The sequence below is a fragment of the Lonsdalea britannica genome (assembly GCF_946477055.1).
Taxonomy (GTDB): Bacteria; Pseudomonadota; Gammaproteobacteria; order Enterobacterales; family Enterobacteriaceae; genus Lonsdalea; species Lonsdalea britannica_A.
Genome location: NZ_CAMKXG010000075.1, coordinates 1 through 13594 on the forward strand (window position 1 = coordinate 1; position 13594 = coordinate 13594).

The 13594-nt window shown below is 49.4% G+C and carries 10 protein-coding genes and 1 pseudogene; 9 read left to right on the forward strand and 2 right to left on the reverse strand.

The window, feature by feature from the left end; translation table 11 throughout:
• Positions 1–443: 443 nt before the first annotated feature.
• From Q7O77_RS07275 to Q7O77_RS07315, 9 genes and pseudogenes are all read left to right on the forward strand, one after another.
• Positions 444–1463, forward strand: a pseudogene (locus Q7O77_RS07275) (IS630 family transposase).
• 72 nt (positions 1464–1535) lie between these two features.
• Complete coding sequence (locus Q7O77_RS07280; RefSeq protein ID WP_304165011.1) at positions 1536–2324, forward strand: aminoglycoside adenylyltransferase family protein; 789 nt, start codon at positions 1536–1538, stop codon at positions 2322–2324.
• 239 nt (positions 2325–2563) lie between these two features.
• Positions 2564–4585, forward strand: a complete 2022-nt coding sequence (locus Q7O77_RS07285; RefSeq protein WP_304165014.1) for a DUF4034 domain-containing protein — start codon at positions 2564–2566, stop codon at positions 4583–4585.
• 265 nt (positions 4586–4850) lie between these two features.
• A complete protein-coding gene (locus tag Q7O77_RS07290) occupies positions 4851–5453 on the forward strand; it encodes a CDP-alcohol phosphatidyltransferase family protein (RefSeq protein ID WP_304165017.1) in 603 nt (200 codons plus the stop codon).
• Positions 5446–6375, forward strand: a complete 930-nt coding sequence (locus Q7O77_RS07295; RefSeq protein ID WP_304165020.1) for a phosphatidate cytidylyltransferase — start codon at positions 5446–5448, stop codon at positions 6373–6375. Before Q7O77_RS07290 ends, Q7O77_RS07295 begins: the two co-directional genes overlap by 8 nt.
• A 119-nt stretch (positions 6376–6494) precedes the next feature.
• Positions 6495–8258, forward strand: a complete 1764-nt coding sequence (locus Q7O77_RS07300) for a bifunctional alpha/beta hydrolase/class I SAM-dependent methyltransferase (protein WP_304165022.1) — start codon at positions 6495–6497, stop codon at positions 8256–8258.
• The gene (locus Q7O77_RS07305) at positions 8251–9567 is read left to right on the forward strand and encodes a phosphatase PAP2/dual specificity phosphatase family protein (protein WP_304165025.1); all 1317 of its coding nucleotides are present in this window, start codon (positions 8251–8253) and stop codon (positions 9565–9567) included. Before Q7O77_RS07300 ends, Q7O77_RS07305 begins: the two co-directional genes overlap by 8 nt.
• A complete protein-coding gene (locus tag Q7O77_RS07310) occupies positions 9549–9938 on the forward strand; it encodes a hypothetical protein (RefSeq protein ID WP_304165028.1) in 390 nt (129 codons plus the stop codon). The genes Q7O77_RS07305 and Q7O77_RS07310 overlap by 19 nt, the downstream gene beginning before the upstream one ends.
• A 421-nt stretch (positions 9939–10359) precedes the next feature.
• Positions 10360–11415 (forward strand): glycosyl hydrolase, encoded by a 1056-nt coding sequence (locus tag Q7O77_RS07315; protein WP_304165030.1) that lies wholly within the window; start codon positions 10360–10362, stop codon positions 11413–11415.
• Positions 11416–11565: 150 nt separating this feature from the next.
• Here Q7O77_RS07315 and Q7O77_RS07320 read toward each other — a convergent pair whose 3' ends face one another.
• Both Q7O77_RS07320 and Q7O77_RS07325 read right to left on the reverse strand, forming a co-directional pair.
• Positions 11566–12663 carry an MBL fold metallo-hydrolase gene (locus Q7O77_RS07320; protein ID WP_304165032.1) on the reverse strand — a complete coding sequence of 366 codons (1098 nt, stop codon included), beginning with the start codon at positions 12661–12663 and terminating at the stop codon, positions 11566–11568.
• A 298-nt stretch (positions 12664–12961) separates the two neighbouring features.
• Positions 12962–13594: TolC family protein (locus tag Q7O77_RS07325; RefSeq protein ID WP_304165033.1), on the reverse strand; the 633-nt coding region annotated here is incomplete at its 5' end.

Genomic DNA, 13594 nt, shown 5'->3' on the forward strand with positions numbered 1-13594 from the left:
ATGCGCAACTTATTGTTATGTAAATGAACGATATGCCATGAAAAAACCGCCAAATTGGCGGTTTAATTTTCCCTGGCGTCAGCCTTTATTTTTAGTATGCAGACGCATAATGACATCAGGGCTGTTTGTTTTATAAACGTTTATACAGATCACTTTTACCATTTCGATCGGTATTAGCGATCGCGTTGTGAGGTTATGCTGCTGTCCGATGCGTAAGGGCGTTGGTGGAATTTCTTGTGGGTAGATACTGATGTTGTCATATGGGGTGCCTTAGGTTGAGAATTGACTCATTTATGTACGATTTCACTATCACCAAGTACGACCCGTCCCGACGTAGCCTTGGCTCTAAATATATTCCCCTGCGGTTATATGAAATAATCCTTATATACCCGTTTTCATTGAAACTGCTTGATTTCATGCTGTCAGGGGATCATGTTCAAACCATGAACATCAGACTCTCACCTGAACAGTTGCAGCCCTTGAGGCTCAGCACCGACAAAGTCGTGACCGCCGTGTCTGCGACAGAATTCGCTGTGTGCTCCTATCTGCTCAGGGCTGGTCAACCGCCATGATTGCCCGGTCCCAGCTTATTCACGAGACCACCGTCCTGCGCCATATCGCGGATTATATTGATGAGGGCAAGCTGACCTCTGACAACGGCGGCTCACAGGAGCACCTCTGTTCTGCACACTCAGCAGAACTGATTTGTTTGCTGACCGCTGACGTCTATGTGACCACAACCAGTGTTGTTGCCCTTGTCAGGGAGCGTTTCGGTGTGTCTTACTCTGTTCCGGGTATGAACAAATGGCTTCACCGCAACGGTTTTTCCTGGAAAAAACCGACAGGCGTCCCTCATAAGTTCAGCAAGAAAAACAGCAGCAGTTCATGGCTGGATATGAGGCTCTTAAGCTCACTGCGGGTGATAAGATAAAGAACCCATCCTGTTTATGGATGCGGTGCATCCCACTCAGTCAACGAAACTGAGTGGTGGCTGGATACGCAGGGGTGAGCGGAAACCGGTTAAAACCACCGGCAGCCGTACCCGGATGAATATTATCGGGGCACTCTGTCTGAACGACATCGCACGGACTGTGACCTGCGATTATGCACAGATTAATGCCAGAACCATATGTGCGTTTTTCATCGCCATCCGGCAGACTTATCCGGTCAGGCAGAAAATACATCTCATCCTGGATGGTGCGCCGTATCACCGGGCCTCACTGGTGCAGGACTGGGCGGTGGTGATGAATATTGCCCCTTACAGTCCGAATCTGAATCCGGTAGAGCGGTTGTGGAAGGTCATGAATGAACATGTCCGGAACAACCGCTACTTCGCCACAGCGAAAACTTTCCGGGCGGCAATAAACGGATTTTTCAGCGATACCTTGCCAGTGATAGGAAGGATGCTTGGTTGTCGTATTAACGATAATTTTCAGAAAGTTAAATCAGAATCTTTGGGGTAATGGATTATAACTGTGAACTTAATATTCAATCGCTGATAAAAAATTGCTGTTTGTACGATTGAGGCGGGAAATATGGAAAAGAACATACCTGACACAATTCGACGGCAGGTGGATGTCGCCTGTGAACTCGTCACCCGGATTATTGATTGCAATTTGATAGCTATTCATTTGTATGGTTCTGCGGTTGAAGGTGGCTTGAAGCCCCATAGCGACATTGATTTGCTAGTCACAATACGAGAACCGCTTGATACTATCCAACGGAAAGCTTTGATGCAGGGATTTCTGGCAATGTCTGCGCCACCCGGGATCTCTGATAACTATCGAGCGCTGGAGGTCACTATAGTTTTGTATTCACACGTGGTGCCATGGCAATACCCACCGTCAAGAGAAATGCAGTTTGGCGAATGGTTGCGTAACGATATCCAACTCGGAATTTATGAACCGGCACAACCAGATCCCGATATTTCCATTCTTCTGACCAATGCGCGTAAGGCCAGCGTACCAATAATCGGAGAAAGCGCCGAGGCGCTATTTGATGCCATACCTAAAAGGGATTTGTTACAAACATTTCGATATATCCTTGAACTGTGGAAAGAGCCGTCGGATTTACAGGGCGATGAACTTAATATCATCCTGACACTGGCGCGTATTTGGTACAGCGTCGCTACCGGAGCTATTGTCTCCAAGGACGAGGCGGCAGCTTGGCTAACTCCGCAACTGCCCGTCGAGCATGCCACCACACTGCAAATGGCCCGCTCGGAGTATCTGGGGTTAACCGAAAAGAATTGGGACGAGTCTGTGCCATCTGTAGAATGCTTTGTAAGGTATGCAAAAGCACACATCATCGAGTTGCTCAAATAGATTATAACGTACTAAGCAGATCATATACCCAAGTAACTTCAAGATGCAGGATGGTAGCACTCAAATAAGTTACCCTTAATTTTGCCTTGGGTTCATGCTCCTGCAACTTGAAGTATGATGGGTATAGATAAAAACCCTCTTTTACTCGGCTCATTGTTTCTATGGTTATTCTGTATTGGAAAAATACTTTTTTATGCTGATACAATCCGACCCATCTGTTCAGAGCTGGATGATTAATCATGCAATCTCTCGTTGAAATATATGACTTACAACAACAACTGAAGCTTAATTTAGCCCAAAAAAAATATCAGGACGTCGAGGCGCTGTTTGCGCGGTTGCATGGCCAAGATTTACAGCAAGCACTTCACATACAGTTTATTTTTAATCACCAGGTTGATGATCACGGCGTGATTTTGTCACAGCTCCACGCTTGGCAGCAGGAAATGCCGGAAAGTTATTATCCTTATGCCTTTTTTGCGAGTTTTTGGCATGCAATTGCTGCCAAAGAACGTGGCATACAAACCATGGATCGGGTGACTGCCGCGCAGCAATTGAAGTTTAGCGTGGCTAATGACCAGTTTTTTTATTGGGCATTGAAAACGCTGGAGCTTAACCCTCAGTGTATCGCGGTATACACTAAGTTGTTAAAAGCTTCAGGCCAATTTGGTTTGCCTCACTGGTTAGAACTGACCATCACACAACCTATTCCTTTTTCATGTGAGTCTTATAATGAAGAGGCCAATGCCTATTTAGCCTCATTCGAGGAATATATAGCGCCGCAGGGTTTAATTAATATAACGCTATCCTCACCTACGGATAAAGAACAGGCTTTCACGCCATTCTATTGGTTGAGGCATATTCTGTCGGTGGATCATGAGAATATTGAGTCAAGAAAAACCGTGATCAGGTTCTTATCGCCAAGGTGGTATGGCGATGATAAATATGAAAAAGTTGATCGTTTTTTATCAAGTGATTATTGCAATGATTTATCTGCAACGCAGATAAACATATTACAGCGTGAAAAAGAATACGATCAACTTACGGCATACAATACTTTGCCTTTGGTCAATTATCGAAAATCATTAGATAAGCGTGAAAAACAATTCACAGCATTAGTGAATACTCATCTTACTGATGAGGAAGACTCGCTGACGCTATTTGAATACATCGACTTCTGCTACCATATTTTGACGACTGCGCCCGATGAGCCTCAAAAGTCAAAAGATAATAGGGTGAAGAGTATTTATGTGTCATTACACCATATTGTTAAATTGGCATCGCCCTGGATTATATTTTATCGAGCATATGATATTTTCAATATCCTCATCTCACTGATGAAGATTTATGAATTTGAAGATAACCTAAATGTGTTTGACGATCTGTCTAGTCAAACGCAATACCGTAATTCAAGCTCTTCGATAGAGATGTTATACCGGGCATTAGCCGCAAATTTCCCATTGGGGAAAATTAACCTTGCCGATCAGCGTGAAAGTATTGAACGTGACTATTTCACCGTTGAGAGCGCTTTTGATTACAACCTCTTCAGATTGCATATCTTTATCCTGTGTAAAGTCGGCTATGCCGCTTCAATAAAGCCCGTCTTGGAAAAATTTGCCACTGCGAATCAGGCAATTAACGCATCCATACTGTGCTACGAAGTCTATCAGGGGAATACGCCGACACTGGCCGAGATGCTTTCAATCCAGCCAGATACGGATAAAGCAAATACGTTTTTAAATATCGCAATGCGGCAGCGATCTTCGCAGGCGATTTTGATTAAGTCTCGTGATTTGGAGACTTTAATTGAGCAGAGTGAGCATCCGTCAGAGAAGTCAGACCTTGCGATCGAACGAGAGAGGCTCTTAAAACTTAATATTCAGCTGGGGGATGCGGTATCTCAGTACGATTATGCCTGTAGCTTAATCGCTTCTGGCGAAGAGCAGCAGATCCACCAAGGGCTGTTCGTTGAGGCACCCAAAGTTCTGTCCGAAGCGCGTGTCAGGTTGGATCAGCTGGCATACATCGCCTATCTCTATGCCTTTTGTGCCTTCAATGCCCGTGGAATGAGCAAAAACCTGTTTGTTATGGATTTTTGGATTCATTTGGCTATCGCGTGGGATCCAGATCCTAACTATCTAAATTTCTTGAAAAAGGTGAAAGAGGCAACGGCATTAAAACCTCTGTATAGTTACTACCTGAAAAGAGATAAAGGTAAGGTATCCGAAGAAATGAAAAAAATAATCAATGATGTGAGCTACTAGAGGAGCTTTAGCGATGCAGATCGTTCTGATTATTCTCTTTGTCTTGGTGATGTTCATTTTCGTCAGGCCGAAATTACTCAAAGCGCAAAAACAAGCCACGACGGTGATGTTGCCAAGAAAGAAGTAATATTCCTTTAGCATTTTTCAAAGAGGTTAGTAAGCGGACATTGTCGACTCACCCGTCTTTTTCACAGGAAGAGGGCGGGGAATCTTCATCTAAGGAATAGAACGATGCATGACTTTCAACATGGACAGGAGTTGCCGAGTGACGCTGTATGACATTAAGCCGAAATTTCAAAACCTTTTAAGGCCTGCCGTCGCGACATTACATCGTTGGGGAATCACGGCAAACCAGGTGACGCTGCTCGCGATGGGGCTATCGGTGGCTCTGGGAAGTGTCTTGATGTTATATCCGGTTCCTGTCCTGTTCAGTTCCCTGCCGATATATTTGTTCTTTCGTATGGCGCTGAATGCGATGGATGGCATGCTGGCGCGGGAATTCAATCAACAGACAACGCTGGGCGCGATTCTCAACGAAGTCGGGGATATTGTCTCCGACGCGGCGCTCTATCTCCCGTTCGCTTTCTTGTCAGGCGTTTGGCCTGGCTGGGTTGTCCTTGTCGTTTTGCTTGCCGGGCTAACGGAGTTTTGTGGTGTCCTCACTCAAACATTAACGCATCAGAGAAACTATCGTGGTCCGCTGGGCAAAAGCGATCGCGCATTGCTGTTTGGCGCATTAGGTCTCGGCATCGCCCTCTGGGCGCAATATGCTGTTTTAGTGAATATCGTATTGATGATTGCGGTCTTATTACTTATATGGACCTGCATTAACCGTTGTCGTGGGGCACTGGAGTCCAGCAATGCCTAGCGCAACTCACACGTTATATTATTGTCTGGGCGGTATATTCAGCATTGTACTCTTGGCGACAATAGCGATACTCCTACTGAAAAAATATCGCCCTCGGCAAGATTGGGTTGAGTTGCAGCAGAGGATGAACAGCTGGTGGATCATCGTTATCCTTTTCTCTTTAGCGATGATATCGCCGAAATGGCTCGCCCTGACGTTCTTTGGATGGATTAGCTTTCTATCGTTAAAAGAATATACCAGCCTGGCCCTAATACGGCCTTCAGAGAATATTCCTCTCTTGTGGATGTATGCGGCTATTCCCCTGCAATATCTTTTAATCGGCATGTCGTGGTATGGCATGTTCCTTATTTTTATTCCTGTTTATCTGTTTTTGCTATTACCTGCTCGCATGGTCGCCATTGGCAATACCCGAGGTTTTTTGCATTCGGTGTCGGTGATGCATTGGGGCATGATGATGACCGTGTTTGCACTGAGCCACGTGGCTTTTTTACTGGTGTTACCAAAAGAAGGCGCTAGTGAGGGATCGCTGTTGGTCATATTCCTGGTCGCGTTGACGGAAATTAATGATATTGCTCAGTATCTTTGGGGTAAGTCGTTGGGGAAAATCAAGGTGACGCCCACCGTCAGCCCGAATAAAACCTTGGCGGGACTGCTGGGGGGAATCGGTACGACGACGTTGCTGGCCACAATATTAGGCCCGGTGCTGACGCAGATGAACTGGCTTTATTCATTAGGCGCAGGGATGATTATCGGCGTCGGCGGATTTTGCGGTGATGTTGTGATGTCAGCGATTAAACGCGACTCCGGCGTTAAAGATACCGGTAATTTATTGCCGGGGCACGGCGGCATATTAGACCGTCTGGACTCGCTGATTTATACCGCGCCATTGTTTTTCCATTTTTATTACTATTTATATTATTAAGGTGTGCTCATGAATCCCAATGCACACCCCGTATTTATTTTGCCTGTGACTTATCTTTTAAAAGATAACGTCTTAAATGGTTTTTTTACATCCCAGCGGAATGTCATAAGGGAAATATTATGAGTCTGGATGCTCGCCTATTTCAGGACGGAAGTTTTTTAACCAGTGATAATACGTCATTGTATTTTAGACATTGGCCCGCCGTTGCCGGTGATGGACGCAAAGTCATCGTGCTATTTCACCGTGGACATGAGCATTCAGGGCGGCTACAGCATGTTGTTGATGAACTGAACATGCCGGACACGCATTTTTACGCATGGGATGCGCGCGGTCACGGGCAGTCTCCCGGCGAGCGCGGCTACAGTCCTAGCCTTGCTCGTTCAGTGCGAGATGTCGATGAGTTTGTACGTTTTGTGGCGTCGGATGCCAATGTCAGTGGCGAAGATATCGTTGTGGTTGCACAAAGCGTAGGAGCGGTGCTGGTGTCAACGTGGGTGCATGATTATGCGCCCAAAATTCGCGGTATGGTGCTGGCGTCGCCGGCGTTTAAGGTCAAACTCTACGTGCCGTTTGCTCATGCGGGGTTGAGATTGTTACAGCGAATCCGTGGCCTGTTTTATGTCAATTCCTACGTGAAGGGGAAGCTGCTGAGCCACGATCCGGCGCGTATTGCCAGCTTTGCGCAGGACAAATTGATTTCGCGGCAAATCGCGGTCAATATTTTATTGGATCTCGATGTCACCTCTAAACGCATCGTTTCTGATGCTTCAGCGATTACGCTGCCGACCCAACTTCTGATCTCTGGCGATGATTTCGTCGTGCGCACCAAGCCGCAAAAACAATTCTATGCGCGTCTGCGCAGCACAGTAAAAGAGCAGCATATTTTACCGGGCTTTTATCACGATACGCTGGGTGAGAAAGATCGGCATATTGCCTTCGATAAAATGCGAAATTTTATTTCGCGCCTCTACAGCCGTGACGTTGAGACGTTCGATTACCGTCACGAAGATCGCTGGAGCCCCAGCGCCGATGCGTATCGTGAATTGCAAGTACCGCCAAAGCCGCTTTCGTTGGAAGGGATATGCTATACCGCACTGAACTACGCCATGCGAACCCTAGGCACTCGCTCAACAGGCATGCAGTTGGGATTTGATACCGGCTTCGATTCTGGCAGCACCCTTGACTATGTCTATCGCAACATCCCGGAAGGCAAAGGTATCTTGGGGCGTGTCATTGACCGTTATTATCTCAATAGCATCGGTTGGCGCGGTATCCGCATTCGCAAAGTTCATATCCAGCAAATGATCCAACACGCTTTGACGACGTTGAGAGAAAAAAATCTGCCGATACGCGTTGCCGATATCGCCGCCGGGCATGGGCGCTATGTGTTGGATGCGCTTGAGCATCAGCCTGATATTGAGAGTATTTTGCTGCGGGATTACAGCGAGCTGAATGTGGCGAAAGGGCAGGCGATGATTGAGGCGCGAGGGCTGAGTCCGGTTGCGCAATTTAGGCTAGGCGATGCCTTTGATGATGACTCTCTGGCCTCCATCGCTCCCGCTCCGACGTTGGGGATCGTCTCCGGCTTGTATGAACTTTTTCCGGCTAATGACGTGCTGGAAAGGTCTCTGGCAGGGCTGGCTGCGGCCATCCCCCCGGGCGGCGTGCTGATTTACACCGGACAGCCCTGGCATCCGCAACTGAAAACGATCGCCTACACCTTAACCAGTCACCGGAATAATACCCCCTGGGTGATGCGGGTGCGGCCTCAAAACGAGATGGATAGTCTGGTGGAGCAGGCTGGCTTTGAAAAGTGCGCTCAGCTAATCGATGAGTATGGGATCTTTACCGTATCGATGGCGGTAAGAAAACAGCATGACTGAATCCGTTGTCTCGACCCCTCGATTTGGTCGCTGGAAATATGGACTGTGCTGGTTGTTACTGTTGGGGCCGCTGTTTTTTCTGACCTACGGTCAGGTGAATCAGTTTACGGCTGCCAGGCCGGATGTGGGTGGCCGCGTCTTTGGCTGGGAACATGCCATTCCGTTTATGCCGTGGACCATCGTGCCCTATTGGAGCATTGATGTTCTGTACGGCATATCTCTGTTTATTTGCTCATCAAAACAAGAGCTGACGCGGCATGGATACCGGTTGTTGGCGGCATCGCTCATCGCATGTTGCGGATTTTTATTATTCCCGCTGAAATTTACCTTTGTGCGTCCTGAAACTGAGGGGATCTTTGGCTGGCTATTTCGCCAGTTGGAGCAATTCGATCTCCCCTATAATCAGGCGCCGTCATTACATATCATTCTTGCGTGGTTGCTGTGGCTGCGCTTCCGGCAGCATCTGATCGGCTTGCCGGCAAAAACGATATCCGGCGCGTGGTTTCTCCTGATAGCCCTCTCGGTTCTGACCACCTGGCAACATCACGTCATTGATGTCATCAGCGGGGTCATCACCGCGGTGATCATCAGCTATGCGATCCCGATGGCGGGAACATGGTGTTGGCGACGGCCATCCGCTCAGGCCGTGCGCCTGTCGGCGCTCTACACGGCCAGTGGGATGGTGCTTTTGTCTGTTGGATTGACGATCCCTTACGGCAAGATAGCGCTATGGCCAGCACTCTCGACGCTCCTTGTCGCTGTGGGTTATGCCGGAGCAGGCGTCGGCGTTTTCCAAAAAGACGCACAGGGGAGATTATCGCTGTCCGCACGGATACTTCTGCTGCCCTATTTAGTGGGGGTAAGGCTTTCTAAATACATGTTCTGTCGCCGTTTACCTCACACTTCGGCTATTCATGATGGCATTTACCTCGGGGTCTTTCCTCTGACTGAGGTTCAACAAAGCGCCGTGCTGGATCTCACCGCCGAGTTTCATCGCGCATCCCCATCTGTCTGGCACGCCTGTCCACTGATGGATTTGGTCGTGCCGGACGAGCGAACGCTCTGTCAGTGCGTCATGACATTAAATCAGTTACGGCAAAGCCACGAGACCATTTTGGTCTGCTGCGCCCTTGGTTTATCCCGTAGCGCGGTGGTTGTCGCCGCGTGGTTATTGGCGGAGAGAGCCGTCTCCAACGTGCAAGACGCCGTCGAGTTGATCAGCGCTCATCGGCCACAGGTAGTGTTAACGCCGTGCCATCTCAGGGTGTTGGAACAGTTTCAGGAACGGTTATGCCGAACAGCGTGTTAACGAATCGCATTATGCAAATCCATCTTTCGAGCTGGCGTTATCTGGCGCTGTTAACGCTCCCGCCTCTGGGCGTTGCGTGCCATTTCTTCTCTTCGCCGCTCTGTGCGTTGCCGCTTACGTTGTTTTTCATCACTCACTATTTTTGTTGGCGTTTATGGCTTGATGAAAGACTTTTTCAACTGATAGCGAGCGAAAATCATCTCGCCGATTTCGACGAGGGAATGTCACATTTATGGTCACTAAAGGCCGGAAGAAAGACACGTACGTTGGCCGAACGTTATCTGGGCGTCAGGCGACTGTTTCGCCGAGCGATATTCGCCACGACGGCGCTGTGGGTGACCGCCTTGATCCTATTGCTTTTACAGCCTTAATGTCGATTGTCTGAGATATCACGGTGTACTCAATCATCGATTCACTGTGGCTCATGGGGATGACGCGTGAGTGGAAAGGGTATTTTTCAAATATTCATCCCCAAATTCATGCCGTCATTCACCCAACAAAATATCTGCCTTGTGGCTAGAGCGTGATTATTCTTCGCGCTAATTATGTTTTATTTAAAACTATTGTCACTTTCGATAGCCACAAAACCGTACTTACCCCATTAATTAAATGACGACTTTATTTCTCTCGCTGGATATTTTTACGGAAATAATTCAAGAACATTGTGTTGTGCTATTTACGACACAACAGCGTCTTATTTAATGCGTTATTCGCAGTGATACCCTCATGAGACCGCGTTAATTATAGCGGAAATAAATATTAAGCCATGATTTAATAATGAGGAGTATGACTATGAACGATAAAACAGAATTAAATACCGCGAATGAACATGCGGATGATACCGCAGTCCGTATTTATCACTGGCTCGCCGATTTACCGTCGCGTTCAAATAAAAAACTGATCTCCGGCGCGTTTGGCGGGTACACCCATATCACCGGCGAGGATGCCTTTTCACTGCAGCAGGCGGAGGCGATATGCGCGGCTACGGGGCAATTTCCCGCAATTTACGGTGCGGATTACGCGCGCGGTTGGGATATTACCGAACCTGGCGAGGAGGCCAGTTTGATCGACTACGGCTGCAATGCTGAGCTGATCAAACACTGGGAGAAGGGCGGATTAGTGGCTATTAGTCATCATCTGCCGAATCCTATTTATGCGGGGAACAATCCGGGAACGGGGGGAGGTGCGCTGAAACAGCCGATCAGTAATGAGCAATTTTCGCGGATTTTGGCGTTTGGTTCCGATGAGCGGCAGCGTTGGTTGGCAATACTGGATCGCATCGCCGAGGGGCTGTCGGAATTAAATCGTCGCGGTATCACAGTGTTTTATCGGCCCTTGCATGAAATGAATGGCGAGTGGTTTTGGTGGGGCGCGTCCGGATATGAAACTTGCGACACCGTGCGTATGGAACTGTATAAAATGCTCTATCAGGATATGTTCAACTATTTCACCTATCGCAAAGGGCTCAATAATTTGCTGTGGGTTTATTCACCGGATGCGCATCGTCAATATAAATCAGACTATTATCCCGGCCATGCTTATGTCGATATTACCGGGTTGGACATGTATTTAGATAATCCGCAAACGCTATACGGTTATCAAGAAATGTTGGATCTCAATAAACCCTTCGCCTTTCCGGAAATAGGTCCGCTGACGCTTGATGGCCAACTGGATTATGGCAATGTGGTGGACGTCATTCTCTCTGCCTATCCTCAGGCCACGTTTTTTATGCCGTGGAATAATGTCTGGGGTCCGCTGAAAAATAAAAACATGTCCAGTGCTTATAACAATGCTCACGTGATTAATCGGGGCGATGTCTGGAATGGTAATGTGCTTAGTCAGACGTGATCGGTAAACCGTCCGTGAGAAACCGTGTGGGTGAGTAAGCTGTTCAGAAACGCCCGAGTAAACCCGCGCCACATCGCTTGGCGGTTGGGTTCCGCTCGCTCACCCGCACATTTTCCCTCGCTGATTATCTCCGCAGGCATTGGGAAGCGATTAGCGAGGCATTTTTTCCCACCAGCGTTCAAACGTCGTTTCGCTGTCATCCAGCCACAGCGGTTGGCCGATCAGCGGCGTCAATAGCCGCCAATCATGGCGCTCGCTGGCTTTGTCGATACGAATAAACGGATCGTTCCAGTCATGCTGCGCCAGCGCGAACTTACCGATATGACCGGGCAGCAGGGCTCGCGCACGCAGGTCCGTCGCGGCCTGTGCGGCCTCTTCCGGTCGCATGTGAACGTGCGACCATCGTTCGTCATATTGACCGCTGTCGAGCGCGACGAAATCAAAACTGCCGAACTGCTCGCCGATTTTTTTGAAATGCGCGCCATAACCCGAATCTCCGCTGAAGTACAGGCGTCGCTTAGCCGTTTGCAGGGCGAAAGATCCCCACAGCGTCTGGTTCTTCTTGAATAATCGTCCCGAGAAATGGCGGGCGGGCAAGAGCGAAATGGTGAGGCCATCCCCCAGCTTCAGTTCGGAAAACCAGTCGGCTTCATGAACGCGGCTGGCGTCGAATCCCCAGGCACGAAAATATTGGCCCACGCCCAGCCCGCAGACCACCTGTTTTACCTTGGGTTTGAGCGCAATCAGAGTGGCGTAATCCAGATGGTCCCAGTGATCGTGCGTCATCAGCAAATAATCGATGTTGGGCATATCGGCCGGCGTGAAGGGATTGGTGCCCCGAAAGGCGCGGTTTCCGAATGGGACCGGCGCGGCGTTTTGGCTAAGCACAGGGTCGACCAGCAGGCGCTTTCCCGCCAGCTGCACGTAAAACGAGGAGTGGCCGAGCCAGATAACGACGTCCCGCTCGGCGGGCAACGCCAACAGCGACGTATTCACCGTCGGGAGCGGCTGTTTAGGGCGACGACGCGGGTTGCCGTGCAGGATAAAGTCCAGCAGCAACTTGGCAATATTACCGCTGCCGGTAAAAACGGGGGTGGCTTCGACGTTGTGAAACTGGCCTTGCTGATAATGGTCCGAGTCGCTGGCCTTCACTTCAGGAACGCTAATTTTGACAAACTCGGGTCTATGAAGGTAAACGGCGGGAATGACAATGAATACCACGATTATCGCTAATAAAGTCAATAACATGCTTCTACCCGTACCTGATCGCAAAGAGTTGGATGAGAGAATATTGTCCTATTCAGTGTACTGCATTGTGTGGCGCTCTGCCGTAGCGAACCGGTCGACCTCATCCTTTTAGGAACACGCCTCGGTTCGCCGACCCTCTCTCGCCGAACCTCGACGTTATGCCGCCGTGCGTTGCAGGATGGATGGTCGTTCGCGGAGAGCAGGGAAGGGGAATAAAAAAACCGCCAGCACGAAGACGCGTCTGGCGGCAGAGAGGGTCAGAGCGGCCGTGACAACAGACCGCCTTAGATCGCAAAGATTAACTTTCGGCTGGACCGAAGACCGAGAACTCCGGCAGTTTGACCTGCTGGTAAGATTCCCAGCCGCCGCCCAGCGCTTTATACAGCGCCACGAGATCCAGATTGGTCTGCACGCGCGCCATAATGGCCTGCTGTTTCGCCTGCGCCAGCTGCCGCTGTGCGTCCAGCGCCTCAATAAATGACGTAAGACCTTTGCTGTAACCGTCACTCGCCAGTTCGAACGCATTTTGTTGCGCTTCGACGGTGCGATCGAGCTCTTCGACCTGCTGCTGATCGCTCCGGTAGCTGACCAGCGCATTTTCCACGTCCTGCAAGGCGGTGAGCACGGTCTGACGGTAGCCCAATGCCGCGCTGGCCTGTTCCGCTCGGGCCAGTTTGACGCCGGAGACTAGACGGCCGCCCTGGAATATCGGAATGGAAACCGATGGGCCGAAGCTATAGAAGTGGCTGCTCCAGTTATCCATATAGCTGAAATCGGTATTGCGCATGCCGAGCTGCCCGGTCAGCGACAGGTCGGGGAACAGCTGTGCGACGGAGACGCCGATATTCGCGGTGGCGGCATGCAGCTGCGCTTCCGCCTGACGAACATCCGGTCGGCGCCTCGCCAGCGTCGACGGTACGCCGACCGGCAC